The following is a 16,862-nucleotide window of genomic DNA, read 5'->3' as shown; positions in this document are numbered from 1 at the left end:
GGCATGGAGCGCGCGGAAAAGATCGGCCTGGGGGTCGCGACGGCAGGGCATGTCCTGCTGTTCGGCCTGCTGTCGGCCGGCTTACTGACGCCGTCCAAGCCGTTGAAGCTGAATCCGCCGCCGATGGAGATCAGCCTGGTGGACGAAGTGGCGCTCAAATCGGCCGCGCCGCTGGTTTCGAACGAGCCGCCCCCGCCCAGCGTCGCGCCCGAAAAAGGCCCGACGGAGGACGCGAAACCCGCGCCGGAACCCGAACCGACGCCGGAGCCGACGCCTGCGCCGCCCAAACCCATTCCGCCCTTGCCGCAACCAAAACCCAGGCCCGCGCCGCCGGAAAAGCCGGCGCCCAAACCTGCGCCGCAGCCCAAGCCGTCTCCGCCCAAGAAGGACGTGCCCAAGGCAACGCCAAAACCCAAGCCCGCGCCCGAAAAGCCGGCGCCCGCCAAAGCGAGGCCGAGCCCGGATACGGCACCTGCCGCTAAAGCGAAGCCGACGCGCGACAAGCCCAAGGCCGCCGCCGCTGCGCCGGCCGCCGCGAGCAAGAGCGCCGCCAAAGCCAAAACCAATGCGCCCGCCCGCGCGTCGGGCACGGGCAAGGCGGACAAGCCCAAGGGGTCTTTATTGGGCAAGGATTTCCTCAAAGGTATCGACACCGACAGCGACGCCCCGCGCAAGCCCGCGCCGCCGCCCGCCGCCGAAATGGGACCCGAGCAAAAGTCGGCGCTCAACGCCGAAATCCGCCGGCAACTCAAACCGCACTGGAAAGCCCCCACTGGCGCGGACGCGGATAGCCTGCGCACGATTTTGCGGGTACAACTCGACAAGGGCGGATCGCTGGTCGGCACGCCCCAGGTGATTGACCAGACCGGGATCACGCCCAGCAACAAATCCCAGGCCGGCCTGCACGCGGAACAGGCGATCAAGGCTGTCAGGCTGGCATCGCCCTTCAAACTGCCTCCGCAATTTTACGAGCAGTGGAAAGATCTCAAACTCGGTTTTGACAGAAGGCTTTCGCAATGAACGTCATGAAGAGAATGTCCACGCTGATCGCAGGTGCGCTGCTTGGCTTAATCCAGCCGGCGGTAGCGCAACTGGCCGTAGACGTGACCGACGACAGCGCGAGCGACAAGCTCAGGATCGCCGTGCCACCGCTTCCCGCGCAGCAGGAAGTGGACACGCCCGCAGGCGGGACGACCGAGTTGGGGCGCAAGATCGCCGAAGTCATTTCATCCGATCTCAAGGGATCTGGCCTGTTCGAACCGTCGGGGCCGGGCGGGTTGCCGGCGGTCGCCTTTGCCGAAGTCACCAATCCCCAGTTCGACAAATGGTCCGTCTATCAGGCGCTGGTGCAGGGTTTCGTACGCACCAGCGGCGGCGAGGCGGACATCACCGTCGGCTGCTATCTGTACGATGTCGCGTTGAAACAGGAACTGACGCGGCAGGGCTATGTCGTTGCACCGCGCGACTGGCGGCGCGCCGCGCATAAATGCGCCGACGCCATTTATGCCCGCTTGTCGGGCGAGAGTCCCTTTTTCGACAGCCGCATCGCCTATATCGCCGAAAGCGGCCCCAAGGGCGCGCGCGTCAAGCGGCTTGCGATCATGGATTCGGACGGCGCGAACCATCGCTTCATCACCAACGGCCAGTCGATCGCGCTGACGCCGCGCTTTTCGCCCGATTATGGCTCGATCGTCTATGTCAGCTACCTCGCCAACCGGGTGCGCATCTTCGTCTATGACATCGGCTCGGGCAAACAGCGCCTCGTCACCGAAAGCAGCAACCCGACCTTCGCCCCGCGCTGGTCGCCCGATGGGCGCACCATCCTGTTTTCGATGGCGATCGCCGGCAATACCGACATTTATCGTGTGTCCGCCCAGGGTGGAACCCCGGTGCGGCTGACCACCTCACCGGGCATCGACGTGGGCGGCAGCTATGCGCCCGACGGTTCGCGGATCGTGTTCGAGAGCGACCGGTCGGGCGGTCAGCAGCTTTATGTCATGAACGCGGACGGTTCCGGCCAGCAGCGGATCAGCCATGGCGGCGGGCGCTATGCGACGCCCGAATGGAGCCCGCGCGGCGACCTGATCGCCTTCACCAAGATTTCCGGCGATTTCAAGATCGCGGTCATGACGCCCGGTGGCGACAATGAGCGCATCCTGACCAATGGCTGGCAGGACGAACAGCCAAGCTGGTCGCCCAATGGCCGCGTGCTGCAATTTTTCCGCACCTCGCCGGGCCGCGAGGGTAACAGCCAGGTGTGGCAGGTCGACCTGACCGGGGTGAACGAGCGTCGCATCCCGACGCCTTTGAGCGGATCGGACCCGGCGTGGGGACCATTGCTGCCGTGATTGGCGATACGAATATCGCGCTGGCAGGGAACCCAATCGTCTTGACAGCGTAACGAACTTCACGAACCATGGCTTGTCGTTCGGGGGGAGGGACAGCAGGAAACTTCAAGGAGACGTCGATGAAAATTTCCCGCCCCATCCTGATGGCCGCCGCCATCATCGCGCTGGCTGCCTGCGCCAAAAAGCCACCGGCCGAACTGCCGCCGGCGCCAGGCGATTCCAGTGCGGGATCGTCCTCGTCCGGCGGGCCACGCGGCCCGGTAAAGGGCAGCCAGGAGGATTTCGTCGCGTCGGTCTCGTCCGACCGGATCTTCTTCGACACCGACCAATATGATGTCGATGCGCAGGACCAGTCGACATTGCAGAGCCAGGCCGGCTGGCTGCGGCAGAACCCCGCCGTGCGCGTCACGATTGAGGGTCATGCCGACGAACGCGGCACGCGCGACTATAATATCGCGCTCGGCGAACGGCGCGCCAATGCGGCGAAAAACTATCTTGCCTCGCTCGGCATCGATTCGAGCCGCATCTCGACGGTCAGCTATGGCAAGGAACGGCCGGCCGCGCTCGGTTCCGATCCCGCCGCCTGGGCGCAGAACCGACGCGCAGTGACGGTCACCGTCCAATACTGACGGTCCTGAAGCATATCTGAGCCGCGCGAGGCCGCCGACTGCAGGAGTGGACGGCGGCCTCGCGCGCTCCTATATACCGATCGGTATGGAACAGACCGCCCCCTCTCCCTCGCGTGGACGTCCCCGCGAATTCGATCCCGACGAGGCGCTGTCGGCCGCGCTCCAGATATTCTGGCGGCGCGGCTATGAAGGCGCGTCGATGGCCGAACTGACCGAGGCGATGGGGATTACCAAGCCCAGCCTCTATGCCTGTTTCGGCAATAAGGAAGCGCTGTTCCGCAAGGCGCTCGACCTCTATGAGCGCGAGAAGCTCTGTTACATCGGCAAGGCGCTGGAAGCGCCGACCGCGCGCGCGGTAGTGGAGCGGCTGTTGTACGGCGCGCTGGCGATCCAGACCGACAAAAGCCAGGCCCTGGGCTGTATGGGCGTTATTTCGACCGTCGCGTGCGGCGGCGAGAATGATTCGATCCGTCAGCATGTGATCGACCGTCGCGCCTCGTCCGACATTGCCATCGTCGCCCGTTTTACGCGGGCGCGGGAGGAGGGCGATCTGCCGGCGCATGTCGATCCGGCGGCGGTCGCCGCTTATCTCTCCGCGATCGTTCAGGGCATGGCGGTGCAGGCCGGGGCAGGCGCCCCCCGCGAGTCGCTGGAGCGGCTGATCGAGACCGCCCTCTCCTTGTGGCCCAGCGCCTGAGCAGATTAATGGGCATTCCAGGCTCCGCGAGATAAACATACCGATCGGTAATAAAATCGATTGACGACTCTCTCCCGCTGTTTATATACCAATCGGTATTGATTGCTCGGCGGACCTGCGGCGCAAGGCGTTGCAACAGGTTTGACGCACCAGGGAGCGAGTGACATGGCCTTTTTCGATTTCGCACAGCCCGCCGCCGGCCCCTCTCTGTCGGTCGGCAGCACGGCGCAATTGTCGGTTGGCAGGACCGAAGCGATGGGCTTTGCCGGCGTCGAATGGCGCGTCATCGGCCTCGCCCGGCACGATGGCATGCGGTCCTTGCGCGAACCCGGCAGGCTGGACAGGCTGCGCGCGCTGCTGTTCGGGCGCAGCCCCGATCCGCGCCTCGCCAGTCCCCGGCTGGAGGCGCTGCGCAGACTGGCGGTCGAGGCCTGGCACAAAGGCTATGCCGTTTCGCTGCTCGCGCTCGCGGATTTCCGCAAGGCCGGCTTTACCAAGGCGCAACTCGAATTGCTGCTGGCAACGATCAGCGCCGGCCGCACCCTGCGCAACCGACGGTCTGTTTCCTAAACCGATCGATCCCTCACGGCATCCGACCTTCCCGTAAAAATTCGTCACTCAGCCGCAAATTAGCCGCGCCAAGTTTTTGCAAAGCGCCTATTGGGCGTCGCGGGATATCGCCGGCAGGCGTGCGGAGGGACGGGCGGATCATGAATGCGCAGGTGGGCGTTGCGCCGGGGCATGGACATGGCGCGCAGGAAAAGCTGCCGATGCTGGCGCTGGGGGCGCTCGGCGTCGTGTTCGGCGATATCGGCACCTCGCCGCTTTATGCGCTTAAGGAAAGCTTCGTCGGGCATCATCCGCTGGCCGTGGACCCGCCGCATATCTATGGCGTGCTGTCGCTGATCTTCTGGACCATGACGCTGATCGTCACGGTCAAATATGTGTTCATCGTCATGCGCGCGGACAATGACGGCGAGGGTGGCAGCATGGCGCTGCTGGCGTTGATCTCCCGTCGCCTGGGCGAAACGCGCTGGACGCCGGCCATCGCCATGCTGGGCGTTCTGGCCACGGCGCTTTTTTATGGCGACGCGATCATCACCCCGGCCATTTCGGTCCTGTCGGCGGTCGAGGGGCTGACCATCGTCAATCCCGGCATGGCCGATTGGGTGTTGCCGATCGCCATCGCTATCCTGATCGGCCTGTTCCTGATCCAGAGGTTCGGCACGGCGCGGGTGGGTACGCTGTTCGGCCCGGTAATGGTGGTTTATTTCCTCGTCCTCGCCTTGCTCGGCATCGCCAATATCCTGCCCCATCCCGAGATCGTCACCATCATCAATCCATGGTGGGCGGTGAATTTCTTCCTGCTCGACCCCAAACTCGCCTTCCTCGCGCTCGGATCGGTGGTGCTGGCCGTCACCGGCGCGGAGGCGCTTTATGCCGATATGGGCCATTTCGGACGGAAGGCGATCAGCATCGCCTGGCTGTATGCCGCCTTCCCCTGCCTGATGCTCAACTATATGGGACAGGCCGCATTACTGCTCGACCAGCCGGGCGCGGCGGAAAATCCCTTCTTCCTGCTCGCGCCGGACTGGGCGCGGCTGCCGCTGGTGATTCTGGCGACGCTGGCGACGATCATTGCCAGCCAGGCGGTCATTTCCGGCGCTTTTTCGGTGACGCAGCAAGCGGTGCAGCTCGGCTTTCTCCCCCGGTTGCGCATCCTGCATACGAGCGCATCGGCGGCGGGCCAGATCTATGTGCCGATCGTCAACTGGCTGCTGCTGATCTTCGTCATCCTGCTCGTACTGGGTTTTGGCAATTCGAGCGATCTTGCCGCCGCCTATGGCATCGCGGTGACGGGAACGATGGTCATCACCGCCTGCATGCTGGGGGTGCTGACCTTCACCGTCTGGCGCTGGAACCCCATCCTTGCGGCGCTTGCCACCGGCGTTTTCGTGGCGGTCGACGGTCTGTATTTCGCGTCCAATGTCACCAAGATCCCCGATGGCGGCTGGTTTCCGCTGCTCGTCGCGGCCATCGTGTTCGTGGCGCTGACGACTTGGTCGACGGGACGAAAACTGGTGCGCCGCCATTTGCAGGAAGGGGCGCTCGACCTCGATCTGTTCATCGCGTCCACCGCCCATTCGATCAAGCGCGTTCCCGGCACCGCCATCTTCCTGTCGTCGACCACCGAAGGCGTACCCCCCGCGCTGCTTCACAACGTAAAGCACAACAAGGTCCTGCATCAGCGCAACATCATCCTGACGGTACGTACCGAGCGCGTGCCGCTGCTGCCGCTCGACGGGCGCATCGCGCATAGCGAACATGGCCATGGCTTCCACCGGCTGACCTTGCGCCACGGCTTCATGGAAGAGGTCGACATTCCCGCCGCGCTGAAAACGGTGCGCGAATGCGGCGGGCCGATCACGGTCGTGGAAACGAGCTATTTCCTCAGCCGCCAGACCCTGATCCCGTCGTCGCGACCCGGCATGGCGATCTGGCGCGAGAAGCTGTTTGCATGGATGGTGCGCAACGCGGAAAGCCCGATGGACTTTTTCAAGCTGCCGACCAACCGGGTTGTGGAGCTTGGATCGCAGCTGGAAATCTAGGCTGTGCGAGGCCAAATGGCCGAATGGTAATGCGGCGGTCATGCGGCCGACGACGCGCCCGCTTTAAGCCGTGATCATGGGCAAGCGCATCAAGATCACCATCCTCTCGGTCCTGTCGCTCCCGGCGGCGCTGGTCGGCGTTGCCGCCTATCTGGGCTATTTCGGCGGGCCCGTTTTCGTGGACATTCCCGCGACCGCCCGGCCCGCCAAAATCAACGCGGGACTCGCGGCCGTCGTGCTGTCGGGCGACATGGGCTTTCGCATCGGTATGGGTCCGCGCGTGGCGAACCGGCTGGCGGCGGACGGCATTCCGGTCGTCGGCATCAATTCGCTGACCTTTTTCCGCAACCGGCGCTCCCCAGCGGAGGTCAAAGCCCTGATCAGCGCGGCCGCCCGTCGTGCACTCGCATTCGGCCATGCCGGCCGCGTCGTTCTGATCGGACAGTCGTTCGGCGCGGACATGCTGCATATCGGCCTCACAGGCATGGCCCCGGCCCTGCGCGCGCACGTGGCGATGGTGGCGCTGGTGGTGCCGACCGACACCATTCTTTACCGCGCATCCCCTTCGGAATTACTGAATTGGACGAGGCCGGACGCCGCCGCGCTGCCCACGGCGCGCCAGCTGACCTGGGTGCCCGTCACCTGCATTCAGGGAGCGGAAGAGACGGACAGTCTGTGCCCGATGTTGACCCAGCCCAATGTCCACCGGGTTGCGCTGCCGGGCGGGCACCCCATGCATGGCGATACCGACGCGGTCCATGCCGTGCTCGCCAAAGCGATCGCGGCGGCCAACATTACAGGACGTTAGGAATGCGCCCATCTGCCCTTCATTCGCAAGGGCGCAGGCGCGAAGCCAATTAGGCCGAAGGCCACAAAATGGAGGGATTTTGAAGGTGCGGAATTTTCTGGGCGCGTATCGGACGCCGTTGTCCGTCGGGCTGGTCGCGACGCTGGCGGCGTTGGGCCTTGTCGCGCTCTATCATCTGCTGCACGCCGTCCGCCCCGGCGAAGTCACCGCAGCGGTTGCCGCACTACGCCCGTCCCGCATTGCGCTGGCGGTGCTGTTCACGGCCGGCAGCTATGCCACGCTCACACTCTACGATGTCCTCGCCCTGCACGCGATCGGTCGGCCCCTGCCCTATCGCACCGCTGCACTGGCGTCGTTCACCAGCTATACGCTCAGCCATAATCTGGGCCTGTCGCTGCTCACGGGCGGGTCGGCCCGCTATCGCGTCTACAGCGCCGCCGGCCTTTCCATGGGCGATATCGCGCGCGTGGTGGCGATTGCGAGCTTCACCTTCTGGGGCGGCGTCCTGTCGCTCGCGGGGCTGATGCTCGCCTGGCGTCCGCAGCCGGTCGGGATCGGCGGGATCGGCCTTGGCGCAAACGCTATGCAGGCGATCGGCTTCACCCTGCTGCTCGCCATAGCGGGCCTGCTGCTCTGGTCCGGCCGCCGGGGACGAACGCTGGTGCTGGGCCGCTGGGCCCTGCCGCTGCCCGGCATCGGTCTTGCGCTAGCCCTGATCGCGGTCGCGGCGAGCGATCTGGCCTTTGCAAGCGCGGCCTTGTTCATCCTCGTGCCGGGCGTCGACCCATCGCTCTGGCCGATATTTTTCATCGGCTACACGATCGCGATCATCGCGGTGCTGATTTCCCACGTGCCCGGCGGCATCGGCGTGTTCGAGGCCGTCATCCTCGCCGCCCTGCCGACATCCAGCAGCCCGGCGCTGGTGGCGGCGCTGCTCGTCTATCGCCTGATCTATTATATCGCACCCCTGATGCTCGCGATCGCCATCGTCGCCGTTCAGGAAGGGCGGCGGTGGCGCAAGCCGGTGCATGGCGCGGTCCGCAATCTTCAGCTGGTCGCTGCCGGGCTTGCCCCCGTGATGCTGTCGGCACTCGTCTTCGTGGGCGGATGCATCCTGCTGGTGTCGGGGTCGCTGCCGGCCGAGCCGCAGCGCACCGCGACGCTCATCGATCTGCTGCCGCTGCCCTTCATCGAAACATCGCATATGGCGGCCAGTCTTTCGGGCGCGGCGCTGCTGATCCTGTCGTCCGGGCTTTACCGCCGGCTGGACGGGGCATTCTGGCTGACCCGCCTGTTTTTGCTGGCGGGGGCGGGCTTCTCGCTGCTCAAGGGGCTGGATTATGAAGAGGCGATGGCCCTGCTCGCTATCGCGGCGCTGCTCCAGTGGACGCAGCCGGCCTTTTATCGCCGAACCCAGCTGACCGGCGAAGCGCTCAGCGCCGGGTGGCTCGCGACCGTAGCGGTGGCGGTCGGCCTGTCTGTGTGGATCGGTTTTTTCGCGTATAAGCATGTCGACTATCAGAATGATCTGTGGTGGCGCTTTGCCGTGCGCGGCGATGCGTCCCGCTTCCTGCGCGCGACTTTTGGCGTCGCGGTATTCCTTGTCGGCCTCGCCGGCTTCCGCCTGATGCGGCCCGCCCGAATCCGCCCGCCCATAGGCAGCGCCAGCAATCGGCCCGATCCCCAAGCGCTCGCCCTTTCCAGCCGGACCGAGGCTAATCTCGCCTTCACCGGCGACAAGCGCTTTTTGACGTCGGCTTCGGGCGCGTGCTTCGTCATGTATCAGATCCAGGGTCATAGCTGGATCGTCATGGGTGATCCCGTGGGCGCGCCGGAGGAATGGAACGACCTGCTGTGGCAATTGCGCGAGCAGGCGGATGCGGCGCAAGGGCGCTTGCTGCTTTATCAGATCAGCGCGGAAGGGCTTCCCATCGCGATCGAACTGGGTCTGCAGATCGTCAAATATGGGGAGGAGGCGCTGGTCGATCTTCCGCGCTTTTGCATCGAAGGGCCAGCGGCCAAGGCGCTGCGTTACGCCGAACGCCGCGCCGCCCGCGAGGGCGCAACCTTCGAGATCGTCCCGGCCGAACGGGTCCCTGCGATCATCGATCTGCTCGCCGGCATCTCCGACCGCTGGCTCAAGGCCAAGGGTCATCGCGAAAAAGGCTTCAGCGTCGGCCGCTTCGACCCGGATTATATCGCCCGGTTCGACTGCGCGCTCGTCCGTCAGGGGGACCGGATCGTCGCCTTTGCCAATATCTGGGCCACCGCGGACAAGGCGGAACTGTCGGTCGACCTGATGCGGCATGACGAGGATATGCCCTATGGCGCGATGGATTTCCTGTTCATTCATTTGATGCTCTGGGGCCGGGCGCAGGGCTATGCCCGGTTCAGCCTGGGCCTGGCACCGCTGTCCGGGCTGGAGGCGCGACGGCTCGCGCCGCTATGGGCAAAGCTGGGCGCGCTCCTCTATCGCCACGGCGAGGCGCTCTACGGTTTTGAAGGGCTGCGCGCCTATAAGGATAAATATGCGCCCGTCTGGGAGCCGCGCTTCGTGGCGGGGCCACAGGGACTGTCGCTGGGCCGCGCGCTGATCGATCTTCAGGGGCTGATCGCGGCGCGGAAAACATGATGGCCACCATGATCAGGAAAGGCCTCCTGCTGCTGGTGGCCATGGCGCCGGGCCTGCTGACGGGCAGCGCGCCGACGCGCAGCGGGGACCTTGCGCAGGGTCAGCGCATCGCCCGCTATCGTTTCGCGCCATTGGGCCAGATTGCGGTCTATCGACCGGAGGGCGAACCGCGCGGCGTCGTCCTGCTGCTGTCCGACCGCGATGGCTGGACCCCATCGATGGACCAGTTGGGCGAGGCACTGGCGCGGCGCGACCTGTTGGTCGCCGGCGTTTCAACCCCGGCGCTGCAGCGCGCGATGACGCAGGCGAAACGGCTCTGCGCCAATCCGGATTATCCGCTTATCGATCTCAGCCGCGATCTGCAGCACGCGGCGGGCGTGGCGCGGTACAGGAAACCGCTGCTGATGGGGGTTGGGACCGGCGCGACGCTGGCTTATGCAGGCCTTGCGCAATGGCCCAATGGCGGCTTTCAGGGGGCGGTCTCGATCAACCCCGTTGGAACGCTGAACAGCCGCAAGCCATGGTGCGCCGCGCCGGGATTTTCCGCTTTGCGAAGCGAAGGGCCGGGGCATGAAACGGCATGGAAATTCGGCGTGGATCGACGCCTTGCCGTTCCGTGGGTCGTCATCGGGCAGGAGCCGGCAACGGTCGGGAGTTTCACCCTGTTGCGCTTCGTATCCGCCGTTCCGCACGCCAGCCTGATCCGCCTTTCAGACAATGGCATGAGTGAGTCAGGCGCCGCCCATCTGCGCTCTCGCGCCGCCGCGACCGTTCTCGCACTGCTCCCCCCACCTCCACCGCACGGGGCCGCAGGCGATGTCGCCATTCCCGACATGCCGCTGACCCTCGTCCCTGCTTCGCAGATCATGCGGGCGGATCGCATGGCCATTCTCTATTCGGGCGATGGCGGCTGGGTTGGCATCGATCGCGATCTCACCAGCCAGATCGCCGCCGCCGGTATTCCGGTCGTCGGTGTCGACAGCCTCTCCTATTTCTGGAGCGTGCGCTCGCCGCAGGGCGCCGGCCGCGATCTGGCCCAACTGATCCGGGCGTTCGGCCGGCGCTGGAACAAGCGCAAGGTCATGCTGATCGGCTATAGTTTCGGCGCGGACGCGCTGCCGTACATGATCGCCGCGCTGGATCAACGGACGCGGGCGCAAATCGACAGCGTCTCGCTCCTGGGCCTTGGCCCGAGCGCGCAATTTCAATTTCATATGATGTCGTGGCTCGACTTCGATTCTTCCGATGCGCTGCCGACCCTGCCTGCCATCGCCAGATTGAAGGGATTGACGATCCGTTGCATCCGGGGCGAGCTTGAAAAGGACAGCGCCTGCCCCTCGATCCCGCCCTGGCTCGCCGAACATTATGTCGTACCGGGCGGGCATCATTTCGGCCGTAACACCCCCCTGCTCGCCCATATCGTGCTGGGCCAGCGCCGGCCGGGCCGGATAAGTCGATAATGCGGCAGTTCGTGCGTGCGAAGCGGCAATTTTTCCTTGCCCCGGCGATAATCCCATGCACAAAGCTTGCCAATTGCCGTCCGATCGCGACCGGACAGCCGAATTACACCGGCACTTAACCGTGCGGCGGTAAGGACAGGACCGATGGACGACGTGACGCTTCAGGACAGGGCACCGGCAAGGCCGATAATCCCGCAGGAAGTGGGCGAAGGGCTGTCGGTCATCTCGATCGCTAAAAGCTATGACAAGCGCGCGGTGTTGACGGACGTGTCGCTGACCGTTGGGAAGGGCGAGGTCGTCGGCCTGCTCGGCCCCAATGGCGCGGGAAAGACGACCTGTTTCTATTCGGTAATGGGGCTCGTGCGCCCCGATCAGGGTCGCATCATTCTCGACGGTCAGGATATCACCGGCCTTCCCATGTATCGCCGCGCGATCCTGGGCCTTGGCTATCTGCCGCAGGAAACCTCGATCTTTCGCGGCCTGACCGTGTCGCAGAATATCAGCGCGGTGCTGGAGCTGGCCGAACCCGACAAGCCTTCGCGCGCGGCCCGGCTCGAACAGCTGCTCGACGAATTCGGCCTTACCCGGCTGCGCGATTCGGCGGCCATGGCACTGTCGGGCGGCGAGCGACGGCGCTGCGAGATTGCGCGGGCGCTGGCGGCCAACCCGTCGATCGTTCTGCTGGACGAGCCCTTTGCCGGCATCGATCCGCTGTCGATCGCCGACATCCGCGATCTCGTGAGACAGTTGAAGACGCGCGGCATCGGCGTGCTGATCACCGATCATAATGTGCGCGAAACGCTGGAAATCGTGGATCGCGCCTGCATCATCTATAGCGGCCAGGTGCTGTTCACCGGCAGCCCCACCGAACTGGTCGCCAATGCCGACGTCCGGCGGCTGTATCTGGGCGAGAATTTCTCGCTGTGACATGAGCCCGCTGATCTCCGCTGTCCGAGGCAATTCCTGATGGCGCTCGGCCCCAGGCTGGATCTGCGACAGAGTCAGTCGCTGGTCATGACGCCGCAGTTGCAGCAGGCGATCCGCCTGCTTGCGCTCAGCAATCTGGAGATTGAAACCTTCGTCGCGGGGGAGCTGGAAAAGAATCCCCTGCTCGAATCGGCGGGCCCGGGCGAGGACGGATTTGACCCTGACGGCCCAGCTCGCGATGGGGAGCCAGCCATAGTTTCCGCGGAAACGGGGGAAGCGGATTCGCTGATGGCGCAGGGTCTGGGCGAAAGGGATAGCCCGCTCGATATCGATCACGCCGCCGACATTTACATCGACGACAGCCCCGCCGACCGCGTCCTGGGTGGCGGAACAGGCGCGGGCGACGCGCTGTCCAGCGGGGCGGAGGCGCCCGATTTCGACAGTTTCGCCAATCCCGAACCCGGCCTGCACGAACATCTGATGAATCAGGCGCGGTCGGCGCTGAGCGGGATGGCGCTGGTAATCGCTGGACAATTGATCGGCCAGATCGACGCGGCGGGCTATCTGGAGGCCAATCTGCTGGAGACCGCGCATGGCCTTGGCCAGCCGCTCGCCGAGGTCGAGCGAGTACTCGGCGTGATCCAAAGCTTCGATCCCACCGGCGTCGGGGCGCGCAGCCTTGCCGAATGCCTCGCGCTGCAAGCGAAAGAGGCCGACCGCCACGACCCCTGCATCCAGCGGCTGCTCGCCAATCTCGACCTTCTGGCGAAAGGCGCGCTGCCGCAGTTGCGGCGGATTTGCGGCGTCGACGAAGAGGATCTGGCCGACATGATCCGCGAACTGCGCAGCTATGATCCCAAGCCCGGCCTGCGTTATTCCAGTGATCACTCACCGCCCGTGACGCCCGACCTGTTCATCACGCCGACGCGGGACGGCTGGGCGATCGAGGTCAATGGAGCGACGCTTCCGCGCATACTCGTCAACCGCGACTATTATGTCGAACTGGCGGACGGGGCGCATGACCGCAACGCCAAGGCGTGGCTCGCCGAATGCCTGGCGAGCGCCAACTGGCTGGTAAAGGCGCTCGACCAGCGGCAAAAGACGATGATCAAGGTCGCAAGCGAGATCGTCCGTTGCCAGGAGGATTTCTTTCGCAAGGGCGTTGCGCACCTCAAACCGCTGACGCTCAAGACAGTGGCCGATGCGATCGAGATGCACGAGTCGACTGTGAGCCGCGTCACGTCGAACAAATATCTATCCTGCCCGCGCGGCGTTTATGAACTCAAATATTTCTTCACCAGCGGCATCGCCGCTTCGGACGGCGAGGGATCCGTTTCGGCGGAAGCCGTAAAGAGCCACATAAAGGCGCTTATCGCGGTCGAGGAGCCCCACGCCATCCTGTCCGACGATGCGCTGGTGGACCTGTTACGCGTCAAGGGCATGGACCTCGCCCGGCGCACCGTCGCCAAATATCGCGAGGCGCTCGGGATCGGATCGTCGGTGCAACGGCGACGGCAAAAGGCACTGCGCGGCACAATAGCATGACTGCGCCGTCCGATCGCCCGACATCCGATGCAGGAAGCGCTATCCACGCATGGGTTGCAACCATTGTGATGAGCAAATGTTAACGTGCTATTGTTGGACAGCTGAGCAATGAAGCGACCGACCAGACCCGAATACACGAATTTACAATCGATCTAAAACGTTGCATGATTGGTCAACGCTCTAATAAAAGGTCTTCTTCATGGCGGATATCGAACAGCCCGACGTCACCGCGCTCACCGTTCAGCTCCTGAGCGCATATCTCGCCAATAATATTGTCGCGCACACCGATATCGCGGAGCTTGTTCGCGCCACCAAGGCGGCTCTCGTCGAAGACAAGGCGAGCGCGCCTGTCGAAGTCGAGACACCGGCACATGCGCCTGCTGTCACGGCCCGCAAAAGTCTTGCCGCTTCCGGTCACATATTGAGCCTGATCGACGGAAAGCCCTACAAGACACTCAAACGCCATCTTTCCAAACATGGGCTGACGCCCCAAGCGTATCGCGAACGCTATAACCTTCCCGCGACCTACCCGATGGTTGCCCCGGACTTTGCGGCCGAACGCCGCGCGATCGCCAAAAAGATCGGCCTCGGCCGGCGAGCAGCGCCAGCCGTATCAAAATTGAGCGAGGAAGCGCCCGACAAATCGCCTGCGAGCGCCGCACCGGCCAAGCCCGCTGGGAGAAAAGCGACAGCCAGCACTGCAAAGACCGCGCCCAAAAAAGCACCCGCATCCCTGGACACCACGAGCGAGGCCAATGGTGCCGCTGGCAAACCCAGCCGAAAGGGTGGCCGCGTAACGCTCAAGCTGTTCACACCGAAAGACGGGGCCGCCAAGGCGGCGGGTTCCAAGCCGGGCCCCAAAAAATCCCCCGGCAGACCTAAAAAACCCGTCGAGCCAGCACCGGCCGATGCGACCGTCAATGGTAACCCGGTCACTGCCGACTGAGGATTCTTCCCAATAGAGCGCGCATCCGGCGTCGAATGGGACGCGGCGCGCTCTACAGGAAAAATCGCCCCTCGATCACGGTACGGCAGATGCCGGTCAGGATGACGCGGTCGCCTTCAAGCGAGCAACCGATGCGGCCGCCACGCGCGGACGCCTGCACCGCGCTGATCGCATTTTTCCCCAGCCGTTCTGCCCAAAAGGGCGCGAGCAGGCCATGGGCAGAACCGGTGACCGGGTCTTCGTCGATACCGCCGCCCGGCACGAACACGCGCGACAGGATATCGCTATCCTCGCCGGGCGCAGTCGCGATCAGCATCAGATCGCCATGGGCCTTGAGCGCCGCAAAGTCGGGAGTAAGGGCGCGCACGGACGCGGCATCGGGATAGAGGAACAAGGTATAACCACCGTCGCGCCAGTAGGATTCGCGCGCGGTGCCGCCCAGTGCCTGCGCCAGTTCGGGCATGGCGCGGGGAGTCATGGTCCATGCTGGCAGGGACAGGGCATAGGCTGCGCCAACGCGCCGGACGCTAAGCACACCGGCATGGCGCGTGCGAAAGCGGATCAGATCGCCGGCGAGCAAGATATGGCCGCTGGCGAGCGTCGCATGGCCGCACAACTTTACCTCGACAGCGGGCGTGAACCAGCGAAGGGCATAGTCCGCTTCCGGATCATCGGGCGTCGCGACGACGAACGCGGTCTCGGACAGATTATTCTCCGCCGCGATAGCTTGCAGCATCCTATCGTCCAGCCATGCGTCGAGCGGCATGACGGCGGCGGGGTTACCGGTGAACGGTGCATTGGCAAAGGCATCGACCTGATAGAATGGCAGGCTCGGCATGGTCACGGCTTTCCTGGGAGAGGTGAAGCCGGTTTTCTAGAGCCCGGGCACGACGGAAAACAGGTCCGCCAGCGGCATAGTGGCGCTCTTCATTCACGCGAACCAAAAAAGGGCCGGCCATGTCGCCATGGCCGGCCCGGATCGCGGCGTTCGGGGACGTTTTGACCGTCATATCCCGAAAGATGATGACGCTCCCCTGCTTTAGCATTGCCGCATGGCCCTTCGTGAGGGCGTGCTTCGATGCTAACCCTGTTCGTCCGCATTGTCCCATGCCATCAGCGCGGCCGGGCTGAAATGTGGAGCGGTCCGGCGTGCGATCAGCGGAAGATGCCGCCCTGGTCGCCACATTGGGCACGGTGAAGCAGCTTCTGGTCGGCGAGGACGAGGGCGACCATCGCCTCGACCACCGGCACACCGCGAATGCCGACGCAGGGGTCGTGACGTCCTTTGGTGATGATCTGTGTCGCTTCACCCTCCCGGGTCACCGTTTCGACTGGGATCAGGATCGAACTGGTCGGCTTGAAGGCGACGCGCACGACCACCGGCTGGCCCGTGGAAATGCCGCCTGCGACACCGCCGGCATGATTCGAGAGGAAGATCGGACCATCATTGCCCCCGTCGCTGCGGGGTCGCATCGGATCGGCATTCTGTTCGCCACGCAAAGCGGCGGCCGCAAAGCCGTCGCCGATCTCGACGCCCTTGACCGCGTTGATGCTCATGCAGGCGGCGGCCAGCTCGCTGTCGAGCTTGGCATAAAGGGGGGCGCCCCAGCCGGCCGGAACGCCGGTGGCGACGCATTCGACCACCGCGCCGAGCGAAGAGCCATCCCGCCGCGCGTCGTCGACCAGCGTCTCCCAGCGTTTTGCCGCTTCCGGGTCGGGGCAGAAAAAGGGATTACGCCCGATCTCGGCCGCGTCGAACCGGGCGGAATCGATCGCGTCGCCGCCGATCGCGCTGACCCAGGCAAGGATTTCCACCTCTGGGATCACCGCCCGTGCCACCGCCCCCGCCGCGACCCGGCTCGCCGTCTCGCGCGCGGAGGATCGCCCACCGCCGCGATAGTCGCGAAAGCCATATTTGGCGTCATAGGCATAGTCGGCATGGCCCGGCCGATAGGCTTTGGCGACGTCCGAATAATCTTTGGACCGCTGGTCGGTATTCTCGATCATCAGGCTGATCGGCGTGCCAGTCGTCCGCCCCTCGAACACGCCCGACAGGATGCGCACCTCATCGGCCTCGCGCCGCTGGGTCGTGAATTTGGATGTGCCGGGCTTGCGCTTGTCTAGCAGCGGCTGGATATCCGCCTCGCTTAGCGCCAGTCCGGGCGGGCAGCCGTCCACCACCGCGCCGATCGCGGGTCCGTGGCTTTCGCCCCAGGTGGTGAAGCGAAAGACGCGGCCGAAGCTGTTGAAGCTCATTTTTC

Annotated in this window: 14 protein-coding genes; 12 read left to right on the top strand and 2 right to left on the bottom strand. The window is 64.6% G+C overall.

Features of this window, described 5'->3' with window-relative positions:
- Positions 1-3: 3 nt before the first annotated feature.
- From tolA to WG907_RS01260, 12 genes are all read left to right on the top strand, one after another.
- Positions 4-1,020 (top strand): cell envelope integrity protein TolA, encoded by a 1,017-nt coding sequence (tolA, locus tag WG907_RS01315; RefSeq protein ID WP_340230760.1) that lies wholly within the window; start codon positions 4-6, stop codon positions 1,018-1,020.
- A gap of 5 nt (positions 1,021-1,025) precedes the next feature.
- Positions 1,026-2,348: a Tol-Pal system beta propeller repeat protein TolB gene (tolB, locus tag WG907_RS01310; RefSeq protein ID WP_340230758.1), complete on the top strand. Its 1,323-nt coding sequence runs from the start codon at positions 1,026-1,028 to the stop codon at positions 2,346-2,348.
- Positions 2,349-2,467: 119 nt separating this feature from the next.
- The gene (gene pal / locus WG907_RS01305; RefSeq protein ID WP_340230757.1) at positions 2,468-2,977 is read left to right on the top strand and encodes a peptidoglycan-associated lipoprotein Pal; all 510 of its coding nucleotides are present in this window, start codon (positions 2,468-2,470) and stop codon (positions 2,975-2,977) included.
- Positions 2,978-3,062: 85 nt separating this feature from the next.
- Entirely contained in the window at positions 3,063-3,674 is a 612-nt protein-coding gene (locus WG907_RS01300) for a TetR/AcrR family transcriptional regulator (protein ID WP_340230755.1), read from the top strand.
- Positions 3,675-3,839: 165 nt separating this feature from the next.
- Positions 3,840-4,244, top strand: a complete 405-nt coding sequence (locus WG907_RS01295) for a hypothetical protein (protein ID WP_340230754.1) — start codon at positions 3,840-3,842, stop codon at positions 4,242-4,244.
- Positions 4,245-4,384: 140 nt separating this feature from the next.
- The gene (locus tag WG907_RS01290; protein WP_445326748.1) at positions 4,385-6,283 is read left to right on the top strand and encodes a potassium transporter Kup; all 1,899 of its coding nucleotides are present in this window, start codon (positions 4,385-4,387) and stop codon (positions 6,281-6,283) included.
- Positions 6,284-6,359: 76 nt separating this feature from the next.
- On the top strand, positions 6,360-7,091 hold the full coding sequence (locus WG907_RS01285) for an AcvB/VirJ family lysyl-phosphatidylglycerol hydrolase (protein WP_340230753.1): 732 nt from the start codon (positions 6,360-6,362) through the stop codon (positions 7,089-7,091).
- Between the two features lie 79 nt (positions 7,092-7,170).
- Positions 7,171-9,723, top strand: a complete 2,553-nt coding sequence (gene mprF / locus WG907_RS01280; protein WP_340230752.1) for a bifunctional lysylphosphatidylglycerol flippase/synthetase MprF — start codon at positions 7,171-7,173, stop codon at positions 9,721-9,723.
- Positions 9,723-11,183 (top strand): AcvB/VirJ family lysyl-phosphatidylglycerol hydrolase, encoded by a 1,461-nt coding sequence (locus tag WG907_RS01275; RefSeq protein ID WP_340230751.1) that lies wholly within the window; start codon positions 9,723-9,725, stop codon positions 11,181-11,183. Before mprF ends, WG907_RS01275 begins: the two co-directional genes overlap by 1 nt.
- A 144-nt stretch (positions 11,184-11,327) precedes the next feature.
- The gene (gene lptB / locus WG907_RS01270; RefSeq protein WP_340230750.1) at positions 11,328-12,110 is read left to right on the top strand and encodes an LPS export ABC transporter ATP-binding protein; all 783 of its coding nucleotides are present in this window, start codon (positions 11,328-11,330) and stop codon (positions 12,108-12,110) included.
- 39 nt (positions 12,111-12,149) lie between these two features.
- A complete protein-coding gene (gene rpoN, locus WG907_RS01265) occupies positions 12,150-13,655 on the top strand; it encodes an RNA polymerase factor sigma-54 (protein ID WP_340230748.1) in 1,506 nt (501 codons plus the stop codon).
- Between the two features lie 199 nt (positions 13,656-13,854).
- Complete coding sequence (locus WG907_RS01260) at positions 13,855-14,601, top strand: Ros/MucR family transcriptional regulator (RefSeq protein WP_340230747.1); 747 nt, start codon at positions 13,855-13,857, stop codon at positions 14,599-14,601.
- A 52-nt stretch (positions 14,602-14,653) separates the two neighbouring features.
- Here WG907_RS01260 and WG907_RS01255 read toward each other — a convergent pair whose 3' ends face one another.
- A complete protein-coding gene (locus tag WG907_RS01255) occupies positions 14,654-15,439 on the bottom strand; it encodes a PhzF family protein (protein ID WP_340231783.1) in 786 nt (261 codons plus the stop codon).
- Positions 15,440-15,756: 317 nt separating this feature from the next.
- Positions 15,757-16,857 (bottom strand): chorismate synthase, encoded by a 1,101-nt coding sequence (gene aroC / locus WG907_RS01250; protein WP_340230746.1) that lies wholly within the window; start codon positions 16,855-16,857, stop codon positions 15,757-15,759.
- Positions 16,858-16,862: the final 5 nt, after the last annotated feature.

The organism is Sphingobium fluminis, assembly GCF_037723805.1.
GTDB lineage: Bacteria > Pseudomonadota > Alphaproteobacteria > Sphingomonadales > Sphingomonadaceae > Sphingobium.
This window is presented reverse-complemented; position numbering and strand designations above follow the sequence as displayed.

Excerpts from the sequence above, each read along its gene's own strand:
- tolA (WP_340230760.1), top strand. The coding sequence starts at position 4 with ATGGAGCGCGCGGAAAAGATCGGCCTGGGGGTCGCGACGGCAGGGCAT.
- tolB (WP_340230758.1), top strand. The coding sequence starts at position 1,026 with ATGAAGAGAATGTCCACGCTGATCGCAGGTGCGCTGCTTGGCTTAATC.
- pal (WP_340230757.1), top strand. The coding sequence starts at position 2,468 with ATGAAAATTTCCCGCCCCATCCTGATGGCCGCCGCCATCATCGCGCTG.
- WG907_RS01300 (WP_340230755.1), top strand. The coding sequence starts at position 3,063 with ATGGAACAGACCGCCCCCTCTCCCTCGCGTGGACGTCCCCGCGAATTC.
- WG907_RS01295 (WP_340230754.1), top strand. The coding sequence starts at position 3,840 with ATGGCCTTTTTCGATTTCGCACAGCCCGCCGCCGGCCCCTCTCTGTCG.
- WG907_RS01290 (WP_445326748.1), top strand. The coding sequence starts at position 4,385 with ATGAATGCGCAGGTGGGCGTTGCGCCGGGGCATGGACATGGCGCGCAG.
- WG907_RS01285 (WP_340230753.1), top strand. The coding sequence starts at position 6,360 with ATGGGCAAGCGCATCAAGATCACCATCCTCTCGGTCCTGTCGCTCCCG.
- WG907_RS01275 (WP_340230751.1), top strand. The coding sequence starts at position 9,723 with ATGGCCACCATGATCAGGAAAGGCCTCCTGCTGCTGGTGGCCATGGCG.
- lptB (WP_340230750.1), top strand. The coding sequence starts at position 11,328 with ATGGACGACGTGACGCTTCAGGACAGGGCACCGGCAAGGCCGATAATC.
- rpoN (WP_340230748.1), top strand. The coding sequence starts at position 12,150 with ATGGCGCTCGGCCCCAGGCTGGATCTGCGACAGAGTCAGTCGCTGGTC.
- WG907_RS01260 (WP_340230747.1), top strand. The coding sequence starts at position 13,855 with ATGGCGGATATCGAACAGCCCGACGTCACCGCGCTCACCGTTCAGCTC.
- WG907_RS01255 (WP_340231783.1), bottom strand. The coding sequence starts at position 15,439 with ATGCCGAGCCTGCCATTCTATCAGGTCGATGCCTTTGCCAATGCACCG.
- aroC (WP_340230746.1), bottom strand. The coding sequence starts at position 16,857 with ATGAGCTTCAACAGCTTCGGCCGCGTCTTTCGCTTCACCACCTGGGGC.